Origin of the sequence: Roseateles sp. L2-2 (assembly GCF_050613215.1) — a bacterium.
GTDB lineage: Bacteria > Pseudomonadota > Gammaproteobacteria > Burkholderiales > Burkholderiaceae_C > Roseateles > Roseateles noduli.
The window spans coordinates 5,835,842-5,852,103 of sequence record NZ_CP192509.1 but is presented as its reverse complement, the minus strand read 5'-3'; the positions used below and the strand labels follow the sequence as shown (position 1 = coordinate 5,852,103).

The 16,262-nt window shown below is 68.8% G+C and carries 10 protein-coding genes; 5 read left to right on the top strand and 5 right to left on the bottom strand.

Features of this window, described 5'->3' with window-relative positions; genetic code table 11:
• The first annotated feature begins 75 nt into the window (after positions 1-75).
• Complete coding sequence (gene ylqF, locus ACQZ13_RS26115) at positions 76-1,092, top strand: ribosome biogenesis GTPase YlqF (protein WP_431048756.1); 1,017 nt, start codon at positions 76-78, stop codon at positions 1,090-1,092.
• Here ylqF and ACQZ13_RS26110 read toward each other — a convergent pair.
• Positions 1,086-1,703, bottom strand: coding sequence for a trimeric intracellular cation channel family protein (locus ACQZ13_RS26110; protein WP_431048755.1), 618 nt, complete (start codon positions 1,701-1,703; stop codon positions 1,086-1,088). The genes ylqF and ACQZ13_RS26110 overlap by 7 nt on opposite strands.
• A 133-nt stretch (positions 1,704-1,836) precedes the next feature.
• Here ACQZ13_RS26110 and htpG point away from each other — a divergent pair, with 133 nt between their 5' ends.
• Entirely contained in the window at positions 1,837-3,738 is a 1,902-nt protein-coding gene (gene htpG, locus ACQZ13_RS26105; RefSeq protein ID WP_431048754.1) for a molecular chaperone HtpG, read from the top strand.
• Positions 3,739-3,756: 18 nt separating this feature from the next.
• Here htpG and ACQZ13_RS26100 read toward each other — a convergent pair whose 3' ends face one another.
• The 4 genes from ACQZ13_RS26100 to ACQZ13_RS26085 all read right to left on the bottom strand — a co-directional run bounded on the left by ACQZ13_RS26100 (position 3,757) and on the right by ACQZ13_RS26085 (position 14,372).
• Positions 3,757-11,172, bottom strand: coding sequence for a C80 family cysteine peptidase (locus ACQZ13_RS26100; RefSeq protein ID WP_431048753.1), 7,416 nt, complete (start codon positions 11,170-11,172; stop codon positions 3,757-3,759).
• 178 nt (positions 11,173-11,350) lie between these two features.
• A complete protein-coding gene (locus ACQZ13_RS26095) occupies positions 11,351-12,364 on the bottom strand; it encodes a serine/threonine protein kinase (RefSeq protein WP_431048752.1) in 1,014 nt (337 codons plus the stop codon).
• A gap of 71 nt (positions 12,365-12,435) precedes the next feature.
• On the bottom strand, positions 12,436-13,380 hold the full coding sequence (locus ACQZ13_RS26090; protein WP_431048751.1) for a DUF2726 domain-containing protein: 945 nt from the start codon (positions 13,378-13,380) through the stop codon (positions 12,436-12,438).
• Between the two features lie 239 nt (positions 13,381-13,619).
• A complete protein-coding gene (locus ACQZ13_RS26085; protein WP_431048750.1) occupies positions 13,620-14,372 on the bottom strand; it encodes a GNAT family N-acetyltransferase in 753 nt (250 codons plus the stop codon).
• Between the two features lie 296 nt (positions 14,373-14,668).
• On the opposite strand from ACQZ13_RS26085, the gene rplM reads away from it, so the two are divergent.
• The 3 genes from rplM (at position 14,669) to erpA (ending at position 16,103) form a co-directional block, all read left to right on the top strand.
• The gene (gene rplM, locus ACQZ13_RS26080; protein WP_067065533.1) at positions 14,669-15,097 is read left to right on the top strand and encodes a 50S ribosomal protein L13; all 429 of its coding nucleotides are present in this window, start codon (positions 14,669-14,671) and stop codon (positions 15,095-15,097) included.
• A gap of 9 nt (positions 15,098-15,106) precedes the next feature.
• A complete protein-coding gene (gene rpsI / locus ACQZ13_RS26075; protein WP_088407854.1) occupies positions 15,107-15,499 on the top strand; it encodes a 30S ribosomal protein S9 in 393 nt (130 codons plus the stop codon).
• A gap of 229 nt (positions 15,500-15,728) precedes the next feature.
• Positions 15,729-16,103 carry an iron-sulfur cluster insertion protein ErpA gene (gene erpA / locus ACQZ13_RS26070; protein WP_088407855.1) on the top strand — a complete coding sequence of 125 codons (375 nt, stop codon included), beginning with the start codon at positions 15,729-15,731 and terminating at the stop codon, positions 16,101-16,103.
• Positions 16,104-16,262: the final 159 nt, after the last annotated feature.

Sequence of the window (16,262 nt, the reverse complement as noted above, 5' to 3'; positions counted from 1 at the left end):
CATGCACTGGCGGCCAAGCGCTGAGAGGATGCAGGTGGAAAGAAAAGCCTCCCGGATCGCAGACAATCCCCCGCTATGGCGATTCAATGGTTTCCCGGGCACATGCACAAGACCCGGGGCGCGATCCGCGAGCGCATGAAAAGCGGGATCGACGTGGTCATCGAGATGCTCGATGCCCGCGTGCCTGCGAGCAGCGCCAATCCGCTGATCGCGCAGCTGACGCAGGGCCGGCCGGCGCTGAAGCTGATCAACAAGCAGGACCTGGCTGATCCGGCCCGTACGGCGGAGTGGCTGGCGTTCTATCGCGCGCAGCCGAACACCCACGCCGTTGCGATCCACCAGGGGCAGCCGGGGCTGGCGAAGCTGATGGCGGCCGAGTGCCGCGCGCTGGCGCCGAACCGGGGCGGGCTGGACAAGCCGCTGCGGGTGCTGATCTGCGGCATCCCGAACGTGGGCAAGTCCACGCTGATCAACACCATCGTCGGCAAGCGCGCTGCCGCCACGGGCGACGAGCCCGGCATCACGAAGATCGAGCAGAAGATCCTGCTCGACAAGGGCGTGTACCTGTTCGACACGCCGGGCATGCTGTGGCCCAAGATCCGCGTGCCGGAGGCGGGCATCAACCTCGCCGCCAGCGGCGCGGTCGGTCGCAACGCTTTCGAGGAGGAAGTGGTCGCGCTGGATCTGCTGGGTTACCTGCGCCTGCACTATCCGCAGTCGCTCAAGGCCCGCTACCAGCTCGAACCCGACGCCTCGCTGCTCGACGGCGAGGTGCTGCAGCTGATCGGCAAGCGCCGCGGCGCGGTGCTCTCGGGCGGCCGCATCAACATGCAGAAGGCCGCGGAAGTCCTGCTGTACGACCTGCGCCAGGGGCAGCTCGGACGCATCACGCTGGAGACACCGGCCGAATTCGACGAGTGGACCGCCGCCGCCGACGCCGCGGAGGCCGCCCGGATCGCCGAGAAGGAAGCCCGCGCCGTCGCCGCCAAGCGCGGCACGCGGGATGCGCAGCAGGCGGACGACGAAGAGGACGATGAAGACCTCGACGACGAAGACGAAGACGAAGACGAGGACGTCGACGATCGTCAGTGAACCTGCAGCATCTGCAGCGCCGGGAGTTGCCAGCCGAAGTACAGCGCCGCCAGGCGCAGCGCGGCGACGCCCACCATGCCGATGACGAAGGCCCAGCGCATCGGGACGCCCATCGCCTTCAGCAGGAAGTACAGCGCGATGCCGCCGATCGCGGCCGTCGCGTAGATGTCCTTGCGCAGCAGCAGCGGGGCCTGACCGCTCAGCACGTCGCGCAGCACGCCGCCGCCGCACGCGGTCAGCGTGCCCATCAGCAACGCGGGCATGGGCTTCACGCCGTGCTCCTCGGCGATCTCCGTGCCGCACAGCGCGAACAGCGCCAGGCCGAGCGCGTCGGCGATCTTCAGGATGCCGATGGCGTGTTCGGGGAACGGGCCCACGATCAGCGCCGCCAGCGCGCTGGCGATGATCACCAGCAGATAGCGCGTGTCCTTCATCCAGAACACCGGATGCCGGTTCAGCAGCAGATCGCGCAGCGTGCCGCCGCCCACCGCCGTCATGGCGGCGATCACCAGCAGCCCGAACAGGTCCAGCCCCGCCTGCATCGCGGCCAGCGCGCCACTGACGGCAAACACCGCCACGCCCAACAAGTCGAACCAGTAGATCATCGGCATAGGGCGCGCAGTTTAGAGGCGCTCGCCGTCCCTTGAAATCGGGCCCGGCCGCACCCATCTACCGCCGCGATAATCCAGGCCCCGTCGGGGCTTGCCCCGTTGGCATCCCTCCGCATCACCGCTCTCACGAACGATGGACAAGCAAACCCATTCCTTCCAGGCCGAAGTCAAGCAGATCCTGCATCTGGTGACGCACTCGCTCTACTCGAACAAGGAGATCTTCCTGCGCGAGCTGGTGAGCAACGCCTCCGACGCCTGCGACAAGCTGCGCTTCGAAGCGCTCGACCATCCGCAGCTCCTCGAGGACCAGCCGACGCTGGAAGTCCGCGTGTCCTTCGATACCGAAGCGCGCACGGTCACCATCAGCGACACCGGCATCGGCCTGTCCGCGGAAGAAGCCATCGCCCACCTCGGCACCATCGCCAAGAGCGGCACGCGCGAGTTCATGGCCAAGCTCGAAGGCGACCAGAAGAAGGACGCGAACCTGATCGGCCAGTTCGGCGTCGGGTTCTACTCCGGCTTCATCGTCGCCGACCGCATCACCGTCGAATCGCGCCGCGCCGGCCTGCCGGCCGAGCAGGGTGTGCGCTGGAGTTCCGAAGGCACCGGCGACTTCGAGGTCGAGACCATCACCAAGCCCGGTCGCGGCACCGACGTGATCCTGCACCTGCGCGAGGGCGAGGAGGAGTTCCTCAAGACCTGGCGCCTGAAGTCGACGATCGCGAAGTACTCGGACCACATCTCGCTGCCCATCCTGATGCGCAAGGAAGAGTGGGACGCCGACAACGCGACCCAGGTGCTGAAGGACGAGTGGGAGCCGGTGAACAAGGCCTCCGCGCTGTGGACGCGCTCCAAGAGCGACATCACGCAGGCCGAGTACGACGCCTTCTACCAGCAGATCAGCTACGACACCGAAGCACCGCTGGCCTTCACGCACAACCGCGTCGAGGGCCGCAGCGAGTACACGCAGCTGCTCTACATCCCGGCCAAGGCCCCGTTCGACCTGTGGAACCGCGACAAGCGCGGCGGCGTGAAGCTGTACGTCAAGCGCGTGTTCATCATGGACGACGCCGAGGCGCTGATGCCGGTCTACCTGCGCTTCGTGAAGGGCGTGATCGACTCGGCCGACCTGCCGCTGAACGTCAGCCGCGAGCTGCTGCAGGAAAGCCGCGACGTGAAGGCGATCCGCGAGGGCTCGACCAAGCGCGTGCTGTCGATGCTGGAGTCGCTGGCCCACAGCGAGGACGCCGGCGAGCGCGACAAGTACGCGCGCTTCTGGACCGACTTCGGCCAGGTGCTCAAGGAAGGCGTCGGCGAGGACCACGCCAACCAGGAACGCCTGGTCAAGCTGCTGCGCTTCGCCTCGACGCACGCCGACGAGAACGTCTCGTTCGCCGATTACGTGTCGCGGATGAAGGAAGGCCAGGAGGCCATCTTCTACATCACCGCCGACAGCCTGGGCGCCGCGAAGAACAGCCCGCAGCTCGAGATCTTCCGCAAGAAGGGCATCGAGGTCCTGCTGCTGACCGAGCGCGTCGACGAGTGGATGCTGTCGCACCTGCATGAGTTCGAAGGCAAGGGCCTGCAGTCGGTCGCCAAGGGCGCCGTCGACCTGGGCCAGCTGCAGGACGAGGAAGAGAAGAAGAAGGCCGAGGAAGCGGCCGAGCAGTTCAAGCCGGTGCTGGATCGCCTGAAGACCGCGCTGGAAGGTCGCGCGAAGGACGTGCGCGTCACCACGCGGCTGGTGGACTCGCCGGCCTGCATCGTGGTCGAGGAGCACGACATCAGCGGCCACCTGGCCCGCATGCTGAAGCAGGCCGGCCAGGCGGCGCCGGTGTCGCAGCCCACGCTGGAGATCAATCCCGACCACGCCCTGGTGAAGAAGCTGGGCGCGATCGAGGGTGACGAGGCGGGCGACGCCCGCTTCGGCGACCTGGCGCAGGTGCTGTTCGACCAGGCCTTGCTGGCCGAAGGCGGTGTGCTGGAGGATCCGGCCGCCTACGTGAAGCGGGTCAACGCGCTGCTGCTGGGTTGACCCGGTCCGCGGAGAGGTTCACGCCGCCGGGGTCAAGGCTGCCGGGGTCAGGGTCGCCGTGCGCGCTGCATGCGGGGGCGCCACCACGGTGCCGTTGGCGATGAGGCTGTCCGACGGCACCCACCGGGGCGCGAGGCCGCTGCCGGACCCCGGTGTCGCGGCCGCCATCACCTCGGACAGCTTGGCGCTGGTCAGCGACCATCGGTTTCTTGTGCCCGTGGCGTCGGCTGGCGGCGTTTCTGTCGCTTCCAGGAAGGCCATTGCGTGTTCGTCGTCGCGTACCAGCGTCCATTGCTTGGACGTGGCGGCACCGGCCCCCATCGCGGCGATGAGCGGCGCGGACAGACGTCCCAGTCGCCAGCGGCCGTCGGCGGCCGGGAAGCGGAGCAGGGCCTCGTCGTCGCCGCTCGGGCTGGCGCTGTAGCGACCGTCGGAGAAGGTAAAGACATCCGGCACCGTCATCCTGCTCCACCGGTCGGCATCGGTGATCCGCAGATCGATGCCCCGCCGGCCCACGTCCAGCGTCGAGCCGTGCAAGGCCATCATCGGCAGACGCAAGGAACTGTCCAGCTCCGGCCACCGCAGTCGGCGTGTGCCGCCCTGTCCGGTGACCTGCACCTCGGTGGTCCATTCGTCATCGAACGGCAGCGCGGTCGCGGAGGCGAGCGCGTTGCGGATCCGGGTCAATTGCCCGACGCTGTCCTCGTGGATCAGCAGGTCGCGCCCCTCGTAGAAGACCTCGACGTTGCCGGGGCCGCGATCGTCAAGGTCGATGCGTCGGGAGATCTCGTCGGGCTCGTCGAGGATCACGATCTCCGGAATGCCCAGCGACGTCGCGCCGTCCAGATCGATCTCGCGACCGTTGCCCTGTATCAGGAGCCAGCGAGGCGTCGTGCGCCCGTTCACGAACCGTTCGCGCCAGAGCTTGAACTCCGGGTCGTCGGACAGCCGGAACGTCGTGGCATCGCTGTCGTCGAGCCCGATGTGCAGGGTGCCGTTCTCCTCCAGGCGGAAGGTCGAACTGCCCCAGGTCGTGACTTCCAGGGCCTCCGGATCCAGGCGGAAATTGCGGTAGTCGCCGCCGCCCTGCGTCAACCGCTCGGACCACCACTCGAGGAGGCCCACGGAGAAGGTCTGTGGCTTCAACGAGTTCGGACCGTTCGCCATCGCGCCGAGCTCCGAGGCGCTCAGCGACTCCGAATTGCCCAGGTATTGCCAGTCCGCACTGCTGGAGCCGTCGACCGGGAAATGGTCGTAAGGGCGATCCGTCGGCAGCGCCTTCGCGTTGACGCGCAGGAGGCGGAACAGTTCGTCGCGCTGGCTGTGCGGATTCCGGTAGAGGTAGACGCCGCCGATCACCGGATTCGGATCGTCCTGGCGCCAACTGAAGTAGGTGGCGGGATCGATGACGACGGGGTTGTCAGAGGCGGGGGGGAGTGGAGGACGCAGATGCTCGTCCAGATCCTCGACGGGGCACAGGTAGGCCCAGAAGGGATTGCCGCGCAGCGCCGCGGGATCCCGGTGGAGTTGCAGCAGGTTGGTGTCGGGGCGGCGCATCAGCGCATAGTGGCTGCGTCCGTGGTCGTCGACGAACCGCACGACATCGCCAGGCACCGCCGTGTCCTGGCCCGCGACCTTGACGGCCGCGACGTCCGGGAGAAGCCGCCGCAGCGCGGCGAGCAACTGCCCCTGCAGGATCGTGTCGTCGTGCAGCGGCAGCGCGGGGACGTCCATCCGGGACGCTTGCGCTTGCAGACGGATCAGGCGGTCCCTCAAGGCGTCGACGGCGGCCGGTCGCAGCAGGACTTCCATGGGCGACCCGGGCACCGCATGGCTGACGTACCAGGCGTCCAGCAGGAGGCCTTGTGTGGCGGCCTGGGCGCGCCACCACCGCAGCGTGGCGTTGTCGATCATGCCGCCGGCGTCCGTGTAGGAGACGCGGCCCAGCCCGGTCGCGCCCGACGCGGTGGACCGCTCCGGTTCCCCGGTGGACGATCCAGAGAGCGGGGACTGGTCCACGGCCGGGCTCCAGTAGGTCAGGCCAGCCCGCCGGACCTGCTCCAGCACGTCCGCAGGCACGGGAGAGACCGGAGCGCCGTGGCCGGCCGCCACGGCCCGACTGGCGGCCAGCCTCGTGAGCGACGCCTGCAGCGGCGTGTCGGACGGGCCGGGCGGCCGCACGCTTTGCAATTGCCGCACGACGGCCGCGTCGCGTTCGAGAAGATCGGTGACGTCGTGCATGAACAGGCGCAGCGAGGGTTCCTGCACGTCATAGAAGTCGGTCGGGCCGGATCGGTCCGTGGACCGCGAGGCGGGCGCCTGGTCGGCGTCGTCGATGCGGATGTCCACGCCGGCGTCGCGCAGGCGGTGCGCCATGAGTTCCGACGCCTGCGGGGTATCGCCGAGCTTGATCCAGTGGGCGCCGTCTCCTGCCTTCCGGTGTCGCTCCAGCAGCTCGAGAAGCGCGTCCCGGAGCCTCACCAGATCCGTCCGTCGCTGCAACGTCAGCGGCGGCGCCGGCGGGTGCAAGTCCGACCAGGCGCCGTACGCGCCGGTGGCCTGTGCATGCGTCAGGGCCAGCCATTGCAGGGCGCGATCGACGTCGACGGCCGCCACGGTGCCTGTCTCCGGAAAGGTCGCGAGTCCGGCGCGGACCATGTCTCTCCCCAAGGTCGGATCTCCGTCGAGCAGGATCGGCCCGTCCTTCTGCGAGACCTGCTGGAGACGGTCCAGCCGGGACCAGAGCGCCATCGCGGTCCATCCTTCCGTCGGCAGCCGGCCCTCCACGTTCTGGTAGTGGTAATCGACGAGTTCCACCGGCATGGCGGCACCGCCCTCCGGGCCCGCGAGTTCCACCCCGGCCGCCAGTTCCGACGTCAGGAACCGACGCAGGTCCTCGCGCGTCCAGCCGGGGTGCGCGCGTGACCAGGCCATCAAGGCCCGCTTGCCGGCCTCGGTCATCGCCAGGCGGTCGCGCACGAAGCGCCGGAGCTCCGTCTGGTAGGTGAAGGTGACGGGCCCGAAGTTGCGGCCCCCGTCGTAGCGCACGCTCGGTCGCTTGTCGTCGCTGAGGCTCAGTTCGCCGCCCCTGAGCGCGTAGCGTCGCCAGGCAGGAAGCGGCCATCCGGCGCGCGGCCGCTCCAGCATCAGCAGGTGGTGGGCGCCGTAGAGCAACGCGGCGCCGGTGACCGGGTTGAGCAGGCCCGACAGCAATTCACCGGTGTCCAGCCGGCTGACCAGTTGAACCGGCGCCGGAGGCTGGCCGGAAGCGTCGGAGTGGAACATGGGCGGGAGGGCGCCTTCGCGGACCTCCTCGGGGGCGGAGAGCAGGCCGATGGCCTCGGTCAGGGCGGCGGCGGGATTCATGGCCTCGGTCCAGGGTGGCAGCGTCAGGACCAGTGACGCCGCCTTGCGCTGCACGTCCACGATCAGGCGGGCGCCGGGGACGAGCGGGTCCGCGATCTGGATGATGGCGTCGTTCAGCGCTTCGAAGTGGAACTCCTGACCGGCGATGCTGAATCCCGCGACCCCGCCGTCCAGGAAGGCCATGGGCTTGCCGCCGCCGATCAGGCCGCCCCGAAGCAGCATCGTCCAGACTTCCCGCACCAGCGGAGACGGCAGGATGCGGACCGGATTGCGTATCGCGCCGTCGGGCGGGAGCGCGATCGTGCAGCGACCGCCGCCGCCGATCAGCCGCACGTGGACCTGGGACTGGTTCAGCGGACGAAGGGTGCGCTGGTTGATCGATCGGCTGTCGGAGAACACGAAGAGGCCGCGTTCGTCCTCGAACTTGCCGGGCAAGGCGAGCATCCTCGACTGATCGTCGAGCGCCACTTCCAGCAGTGTCGGTTTCTGCTCGAAGCACCACAGGTCCGCCGATCTGGCGAAGCTGCCGGAGGACACGTAGTCGCCGACGAAGGAGGCGCCGCTGTTCTCCTGCATCCGTTCGATCAGGGGGTTGCCGAGCAGTGACAGGTCACCGCCCGCCCGCGACGACGAGTACTGGTCGAAATGGATCGCGATGTTCGGCGGCGTCACCAGCCCCAGGACCAGATTGGGGTCCCGCAGCGACCTGGACAGCGGAACCTGGGGGGACGTGGGACGGTCGCCGCTGCGCAGGAGGGTCCACAGATCCAGTTCCTGCCCGTGGCGCGCATAGCTGCCCTGATGATCGGCGTTGTCGCTGATCCACCAGTCGTGCAGCCGGTGGCTGCCGCCTTGCCAGTACAGCTGGTTGCGGTGCAGGGCAGAAGCGCCCACGGTGGCGTCGGCGAAGGTCACCGTGCCGTTCACGAAATCGATGCGCCGCAGGGGCGCGAAGCCGTGGACCAGGAGGGCCCGATGATCCGGATGCTCGGGATGGAGGCTGTCGCGGACCAGCGGCTCGGCATAGCCCTTGTCGATCAGGCTCAGCGGACCGAGGTTCCTGTCGAGTCGCTCGATCTCGTTCGACACCGCCGCGTTGAGGGCGGCAATGCCGACGATCAACCCCTGGAGCGGCACCGCCAGACCTTCGGCCACGGCGGCGATCAGCGCCAGCCCGGCCAGGTCGGCGGCCGCGGCGACGCCCACCAGCGCCAGCCCGGCCGCGTCCAGCCCGACCTGGACGGCCGCCTGGGTCACGCGGGCGCGGTTGCCCACGCCCAGGCTGTCGATCAATCGGGCGACATCGGTGGCGATCGTGCCGGCCTGCGCGAGCCGGCTCACCGCCGCGAGGGCGTGCGACAGGTTCTCGGTCGAATTCACCAGGACTCCGAGCGATGCCGCCTCGCTGCGTCCTGCCACCTGGGCGATGACCGATGCCATGGCCGCGGCGTCCGCACCGAGCTGGAAGCCGCCCTGGGTGACGCCGAGATACCAGAGGGCTTCCTGAAACGCGTCACCGCCGGATCCGTCGGCGGCCAGGTCCGACAGCATCAGGGCCAGCATCCCCAGATTGAGCAGGTCGAGGCGGTTGTGATTTGCGCTGACGTCCAGACCCTGATCCCGGATGTCGGCCAGGCCCGAGGTGATGGCGCCGAAGCCGGTGCGCAGCACGGCGATGTCGGCCGGGGCGACGACCTCGCGGGTCAGCGCCTCGCCGGAGTCCAGCCGCAGGTAGGTCAGCACCGCCGGACCGTCGTCCTTGAGCGTCAGGCTGGGCACCAGATGCATGCCCGCCGGGCGATGTTGCGACACCACTTCGCGGAAGCGGCCGCGCAGTCGGCTCCAGGCCGCGGCGCCCGCGTCGGTGAGCGCCAGCGACCGGCCTGTGGTCTCCGGATGCTCGCGGAGCTTCAGGATCGAACAGCACGCCACCGGCACGTCGACGCCGTCGTCGCCGTTCGGGAACTTGTCGCGGACGGACACACTGCCGTCGGGATCGACGCGGAAGATCCAGGTCTTGCCCGCGGCGCCGAGGCGCACGGGCGCGTTGTCGTGAAGCTGCGTGTACTTGCGGAAATGGTTCGATCTCAGGCTCGTGATCACGGAGTCGGCGTAGACCGTGGTCTCCATGCCCGCCTCACCCAGGGCGACGACGCCCGGGACGAACTCACGGCCGAAACTGCGTTGCTCCACGGGCGTCTCCAGCGCACAACTGAGCAGGCTGATGCTCTGCACCGAGCGGATGCCGAGCTGCGGCATCAGGCGCGACAGTTCCTTGGCCAGCCCGGTGGCGGTGCGGCCGCTGAGCAGGCGCTCCCGCGTCTGCGCGCTCGTGCGCCCGTGGCCGCAGACCAGGAGCTTGAATCTCGTGTCGGCGCTGCTGGCGTCCAGCAGCGATTGACCACGGACCACCCGGAACGTCCCGTCCAGATTCGACTGGACCCAGACGATGCGGTTCGGATGTGCGGCGGTCAGATCGCGGCCCGCCGTGAACATGTTCGGGTCGTTCTCCATCTGGACGTACACGCGCACGAGGTCGGTGCCAACCGCATCGGCCCCAGGACGCGGTTCGCGCGACTTCAACCTGTCCCAGCGGTCCAGCGGCGACTCCTTCGGACCCTCCGTGGCGTCTTCTCCGTAGATCTCCCGGGCGACCGCGACGCCGTCGTCATCAAAGATCCAGCGGCCGTCCGGCTGTCGCTCCGCAAGGGCGCGCGTGCCGACGAGGAACTGATCTTCGGTCAGCGTCGCCTGCGTCGGCAGCAACCAGCCCTGTAGAGGCAACTCGTCACCGAAGACGGTCAGCATGAAGTTGTCGAGCTGCGCGAGATGCGCATCCTGATCGGCGAGCTGTTGCGTGCTGGGGATCGCCGTCAGGGCGGGCACCTGCAGCGTGGACAGCAGCTTTCCCGCTCGCGAGCTGAGGGCCACCTCTCCGGACTCCCGGGACAGGCGCTGGCGCACATCCGGCATCAGCGTGCGCAGCAGTCGCAGCGGTGCTTCGGCGGAGGGCTGGCCGGTCGCGGCGACCGCGTCGGCCCCGGATCCGGTCGCGTCCGTCCGCGCCAATCCGATCAGTCGCACGAACGGTGGGCTGTCGTAGGTGAGAAGACGTCGCATCGGCGCCGGATGCCATCGCGCATCCGCGCGTTCCGATCCGGACAGGAAGGCGGGTGGTCCGGCGATGTCCAGATGGGACAGCCGGCTCACCGCCGGCCACAGGTCCTTGAGCGCCGCAAGATGGCCCTGTGCGCTCGAATCCGCACGGGCCGTCAGGCGGTCCAGCCGGTCGAGGTCGAACAGCATCGGCTCATGCGCCAGCGCCGACACCAGGAGGTAGGCCGTCAGACGTGCCGCTGCGACACGGCGGGCCAGCTCGGGGGAGGGAGGCGCTTTCCCGTGCAGCTGCCCCGCGAGATACGCGGTCGCCAGCAAGCCTTCCGCCAGCAACGCGCTGCCGCGATGCACGGGCACCTTCTTCGAGCGCAGGCTGCTCGGTGTCGCTTCGACGCCGTCGTCGCTCAGATCCCCGATGCCCCAGCGGCGCACCAGGACGGACTCCCGCAGTTCCTTCGGTTCCAGGATGGCGCCGCGGATCGTGTCGAGGCGGTCTCCGTTGCCCTGCAGCCCGGCATAGTCGCCGTCGAGCGTGGCGGCCACCAGCAGTCCGGCGACCCGATTCAGGAAGGCCAGATCCATGGTGTCGAGCGAGATGTCTTTCAGTTGCGCCGTCAGATGCGCCGCCACCGCCGTGCGGAGCCGGGCGCGTTGCGCCGTCGTGGCCTCGGGAAGGTCGGCGCTCATCGGCGCCAGGGCGTCATGGACGGCTTGCAGCACGACCCGCATCCGGCCTTCCTCGGGATGCACCGTATATCCGAAGAAGTCCGGCCGCAGACGCAGGAAGGACTTGATCCTGGGCATGACACCGGTCGACGTCTCGGGAGGCGTCGTGGCGGTGGCGGCAGGCGTCACGTCGCTGGACACGCCCGGGGCGGGCAAGGTCGGCAAGGTGACGTGCAGCGGGACGGCGTTCTTCTGACCGGCGGCGGGTGCGGTGATGGGCAGCATGGTGAGCTCCAGAACGAGGGTGCTGCGTCAGTCATGCCGAAGAAGGCGGCGCGCGGCGTGCGGCCGGCCGCCTGGAACGGTGGGACGGAGGGCGGCCTCTGGCTCGGATGCGAGGCGCCCGCCCCGATGCCGGTCAGCGCTGCGCTGCGCGGCCGACCCCGCGCAGCGGTCGCACGACTCAGCCGTGCCAGCCGTCGGCGGGCCGGGCTTGCGTCTGCATGGCGTCGAGCTGCTCCCGCAGCTTCACGACCTGGTCGCTCCAGTAGTTGGGCGTGCCGAACCAGGGGAAGGCCGCGGGGAAGGCCGGGTCGTCCCAGCGGCGCGCCAGCCAGGCGCTGTGATGGATCATCCGCTGCGTGCGCAGCGCCTCGACCAGCTTCAACTCGCGCCAGTCGAATTCGCGCACGCTCTCGTAGCCGTCGAGCAGCGCGTCCAGCTGGCGACGCGCCGCCTCGGGCTCGCCCGACAGCAGCATCCACAGGTCCTGCACCGCCGGCCCCTGCACCGCATCGTCGAGGTCCACGAAATGCGGGCCGCGATCCGGTGTCCACAGGATGTTGCCGGGATGGCAGTCGCCGTGCAGACGCAGCGCGCGGCGATCGGGCAGCGCCTCGAAGGCGGCATCGATGGCCTCGATGCAGCGCGCGGCCGCGTCGTGCCAGTTGGCCGCGACTTCCGGCGCCAGCGTGTCGTGTGCGCGCAGCCAGTCGCGCGCTTCCCGCGCGGGCGCGGCGCTGTTCCAGGACAACCGGTGCGCGAAGGGCTCGCGCTGGCCGACCTCGTGCAGTCGCGCGAGCAGCCGGCCGATCCAGCGCAGCACCTCGGGATCCTCCAGCTCCGGCGCGCGGCCGCCCTGACGCGGCGTCACCGCGAAGCGCTGGCCCTTGAAGTGGCCGAGCGTCCCGGTGACGCCGTCGGTCGTCAGCGGCAGCGCCGCGACCACGGGCACCTCGGCGTCGGCCAGCGCCTGGGCGAAGGCGTGCTCCTCCAGGATCTGCGCATCGCTCCAGCGGCCCGGGCGGTAGAACTTCGCGACCACCGCCGCCCCGTCCTCCAGATGGGCCATCAGCACGCGGTTCTCGTACGAGTTCAGCTGCAGCAGCCGGCCGTCGGGGCGCAGCCCCGCATGCTCCAGCGCGTCGAGCATCAGTTCGGGGGTCAGGAGGCCGAAGCCGGCCGTCATGTCAGTCATCGGAGCGGAGAGGGCAGCAAAAACGGCGCCGTGGCGCCGTCGTGTCCTCGAAGAGCGGGCAGGGGCGTAGCTTAGCGCCGCCCGTAGCGGGGCGTGTCGACCACCACGCCGCCGATGTCGGGGTCCGGGAGCTCGCTGGGCAGGGTCGGGAAGTCGCGACCGAACTGCGAGTCGCGGAACTGGGAGTCGCGGAACTGCGCCTCGCGCCCCAGAGTGTCGCGCGCATGCGGGTCGCGCAGCTGGGAGTCGCGGAAGGCCGCGGCGTCCTGCGCGCCGGCGCGCGGACGGTAGCCGCGGGTGCGCGGCTCCGCGGGCGGCAGCGGCGCCTGCATCGATTCGCCGCTGAAGGCGTCGTAGCGGCTGTCGGGCGCGAAGAAGGAATCGCTGAACACCGGCGAGTCGTTCCAGAGCGTGTTGCGCGAAGTCGCCGGTGCGGCGGGGGCCGCGCGACGCGGCGCGACCGGCGGGGCGCTCGGCAGGTGCGACGCACCGGCGCGCGGCATCGCGGCCATGCCGGCGCGGCTGCCCTGGTTGCTGTAGGGCACGAGCAGTTGCAATTCGGTCGCGGTGGGGAGGTTGTCCACCGACGAGCGCAGATAGCGGATGCGGCACGCCGCCAGCACCGCCTGCTTGATCTGCAGGCTGCGGGCGGAGCCCGGGCGGTCGGTCTCGATGTCGATCGCGGCCAGCACGCGGCCGTTGGGGCTGCAGATCGCGAAGTTCACGCTGATCCCGCCCAGCAGCTCATACCAGTAGCGCACGTCGCGCGCCTCGGTCGGCTGGCAGAAGCGCACCATCGGCAGCTTGCACATGACGACGTGGTGGGGCAAGGCCTCGCGCAGCAGGCGGAAGACGCGGCGTTCGTCGGCGCTGAAGACCGGACGCGCGTTGAGCGACCACTCCGTGGGCAGCGGCTTGCGCTCGCGGCGCGGGCGCCGCAGCAGGAGCGCGGCGGCCAGCCCCAGGACTGCCAGCGCCGACAGCCCCGCGATGATCCACGGAAGCAGGTTCTGCATACCCAATGAGCCCAATCAGCTGGACGGACCGTACGGATGGCGCTCGAGGGCGCCGGAGGACGCACGGGAGCAGCGAATCAGACACACCGTACCGGGCGAATCGCGGGAATGTAGCGGAAAGGCGTTACAAATTGCATCAGAACTGACCCCCGACACCCCCTGGAATCGGGTGGGAGCCCCGGGAATGAAACCGGTATCTGTGCGAACAGCGTGCCGCCGATGGGTCCTCGGCGCCTGGTTCAGCGCTTGGATCCGGGATCGTCGGAGCGGTCCCGCACCTTGCGGATGCGCGACTTCACCTCCGCCACGCCATCCAGGAAGTCGCCCACGGTGCGCATGTGGCGCTTGAACTGGAAGTCCCATTCGGCCATGTGGCGCTCCAGCGCCTCGTCGACGTGGGAGGAGACGGAGTCCGGCGGCAGGCGCAGCCAGGCTTCGGACTCGCCGCCGTCGCGCTCGACGGTCGCGCCGGCGTTGCGGGCGATCTTGAGCATGGGAGCGTTCTCGCTGAGCGCGTGGATGAACAGCGTATCGATGCCGCGGTTGCGCGCGTGCAGCGAGGCGCGTTCGAAGAGCCGGCCGCCGAAGCCCTTGCCCCGCGCGGAGGTGGCGACCGAGACGCCGAACTCCGCCATCGCCGGACGGCCCTTGATCTGCGGCGCCGGCGCGTAGGCCAGATGGGCCACGGCGATCAGCTGCAGGCGGCGGTTGAAGATGCCCAGCACCTCGTCGCGGACGAGGTCCAGGCCGCCGACGTACTTCTCGATCTGTTCGTCGCGGGCGGGGTAGCCGAAGCGCAGGTAGCGGTCGCGCTCGCCCAAGGCCAGCAGATGCTGCAGGATGCGCTTGCGGTGGCGCTTGCCCAGCGAGCGGATCGGCACCCAGCCGGTCCAGCGCGCCAGCATCGCGCGCGGGCTCCAGCGGGAGGGCGGCGTCGCCTCCGGCGCCTTCGGCGGAGGCGGGGTCGGGCGGGGATCGTTCGGGGCAGGCATGGTGGGTTCGGGGATGCGGACGGATGCTAGCGGGGAACGGCGCCGGCGCCTGTCCGGATGCGTCACAAAGCGGCGCCGCGAGCGGCCTGGCGAAGGCCGCTGCCGGGCGGCGACAGCCGGCATTTGGGCTTTCGGGCGGGTTCTGCTAGACTCGTCGGCTTTCCCGTTTCCAAGGCAGCGGGGGAACGTCCGTGAGAGGCCGCAGCGGAGTCACTTTGATCGTGACATCCGCAAACAAGCGTGCACCGAGCGTACGGGGGCAGATCGCCCGAAGTTTCGCCTTTTGAAAGAATCTCATGAAGACCTTCAGCGCCAAGCCGGCCGAAGTGACGCACGAGTGGTTTGTGATTGACGCCACCGACAAGGTGCTCGGACGTGTTGCCAGCGAAGTGGCACTCCGTTTGCGCGGCAAGCACAAGGCCATCTACACGCCTCACGTCGATACCGGTGACTTCATCGTCATCATCAACGCCGAGAAGCTGCGCGTCACCGGCAACAAGGCCACGGACAAGGTGTACTACCGTCACTCGGGTTTCCCGGGCGGCATCTACGCCACCAAGTTCAAGGACATGCAAGCCAAGCATCCGGGCCGCGCCCTGGAGAAGGCCGTCAAGGGCATGCTGCCCAAGGGCCCGCTCGGCTACGCGATGATCAAGAAGCTGAAGGTGTATGCGGGCGACACGCATCCGCACACCGCCCAGCAGCCCAAGGCGCTGGAAATCTAAGGAGCGGAGATGATCGGAAACTGGAACTACGGTACCGGCCGTCGCAAGTCGTCTGTGGCTCGTGTCTTCATCAAGAAGGGCACTGGCCAGATCACGGTCAACGGCCGCACGATCGAGCAGTACTTCGGCCGTCAAACGTCCATCATGATTTCGCGCCAGCCTCTGCTGCTGACGAACAATGGTGAAGCGTTCGACATCAAGGTCAACGTGCACGGCGGCGGCGAGTCCGGCCAAGCCGGTGCGGTCCGCCTGGGTATCACCCGCGCGCTGATCGACTACGACGCGGCCCTGAAGCCCGAACTGAGCCGCGCCGGCTTCGTCACGCGTGATGCGCGTGAAGTCGAGCGTAAGAAGGTCGGTCTGCACGGCGCCCGTCGCCGGAAGCAGTTCAGCAAGCGCTGATCGACTTCCGCCCATCGATGGCATCCGGGTTGGGATGTCATCGGTGGCGAAAGCTCAAGGACAAGGCCGCTGCTTCAGCGGCCTTGTTTTTTGGCGGTTCCTTCTTTCCGCCTTGTTTTTTGTTCGACAGGGTGCATATCCTGCCGAAGGGGCTTATCTCCAAGGATCCGCTTCCCAAGCGGGGGCTTTGAGATAATCCCGCCATTCCTCCGACACAACAGGATCCACGATGAGCGCAGTCCTCGAAACCACCTCCACCGATCTGGGCGGCATGCCGGCTCCGCTGGTCTTCACCGACAGCGCGGCTGAGAAGGTGCGCGAACTGGTGCTGGAAGAAGGCAATCCGGAACTGAAGCTGCGCGTGTTCGTGCAGGGCGGCGGTTGCTCCGGCTTCCAGTACGGCTTCACCTTCGACGAGGCCGTCAACGACGACGACACGCAGATGGCCAAGAACGGCGTGACGCTGCTGATCGACGCGATGAGCCTGCAATACCTGGTCGGCGCCGAGATCGACTACAAGGAAGATCTGCAAGGCGCCCAGTTCGTGATCAAGAATCCGAACGCGCAGACGACCTGCGGGTGCGGGTCCAGCTTCTCCGTCTGAGCGGCGCAAGCCCCGGACTTGTCGGAAGCCTCGGTCCTCGGGCCGAATGACAAAGACCGCCTTCGGGCGGTCTTGTCGTTTCTGGAGCCCGACCTTGGTCGCTGAGGAGTCTGTCGATCGGCGCGGTGGCCAGGCGGTCGATGAGGTGGGCGATCAGGC

What these genes read in the sequence shown, in the direction of transcription:
- ylqF (WP_431048756.1), top strand. Translation starts at nt 76, where the DNA reads ATGGCGATTCAATGGTTTCCCGGGCACATGCACAAGACCCGGGGCGCG.
- ACQZ13_RS26110 (WP_431048755.1), bottom strand. Translation starts at nt 1,703, where the DNA reads ATGCCGATGATCTACTGGTTCGACTTGTTGGGCGTGGCGGTGTTTGCC.
- htpG (WP_431048754.1), top strand. Translation starts at nt 1,837, where the DNA reads ATGGACAAGCAAACCCATTCCTTCCAGGCCGAAGTCAAGCAGATCCTG.
- ACQZ13_RS26100 (WP_431048753.1), bottom strand. Translation starts at nt 11,172, where the DNA reads ATGCTGCCCATCACCGCACCCGCCGCCGGTCAGAAGAACGCCGTCCCG.
- ACQZ13_RS26095 (WP_431048752.1), bottom strand. Translation starts at nt 12,364, where the DNA reads ATGACTGACATGACGGCCGGCTTCGGCCTCCTGACCCCCGAACTGATG.
- ACQZ13_RS26090 (WP_431048751.1), bottom strand. Translation starts at nt 13,380, where the DNA reads ATGCAGAACCTGCTTCCGTGGATCATCGCGGGGCTGTCGGCGCTGGCA.
- ACQZ13_RS26085 (WP_431048750.1), bottom strand. Translation starts at nt 14,372, where the DNA reads ATGCCTGCCCCGAACGATCCCCGCCCGACCCCGCCTCCGCCGAAGGCG.
- rplM (WP_067065533.1), top strand. Translation starts at nt 14,669, where the DNA reads ATGAAGACCTTCAGCGCCAAGCCGGCCGAAGTGACGCACGAGTGGTTT.
- rpsI (WP_088407854.1), top strand. Translation starts at nt 15,107, where the DNA reads ATGATCGGAAACTGGAACTACGGTACCGGCCGTCGCAAGTCGTCTGTG.
- erpA (WP_088407855.1), top strand. Translation starts at nt 15,729, where the DNA reads ATGAGCGCAGTCCTCGAAACCACCTCCACCGATCTGGGCGGCATGCCG.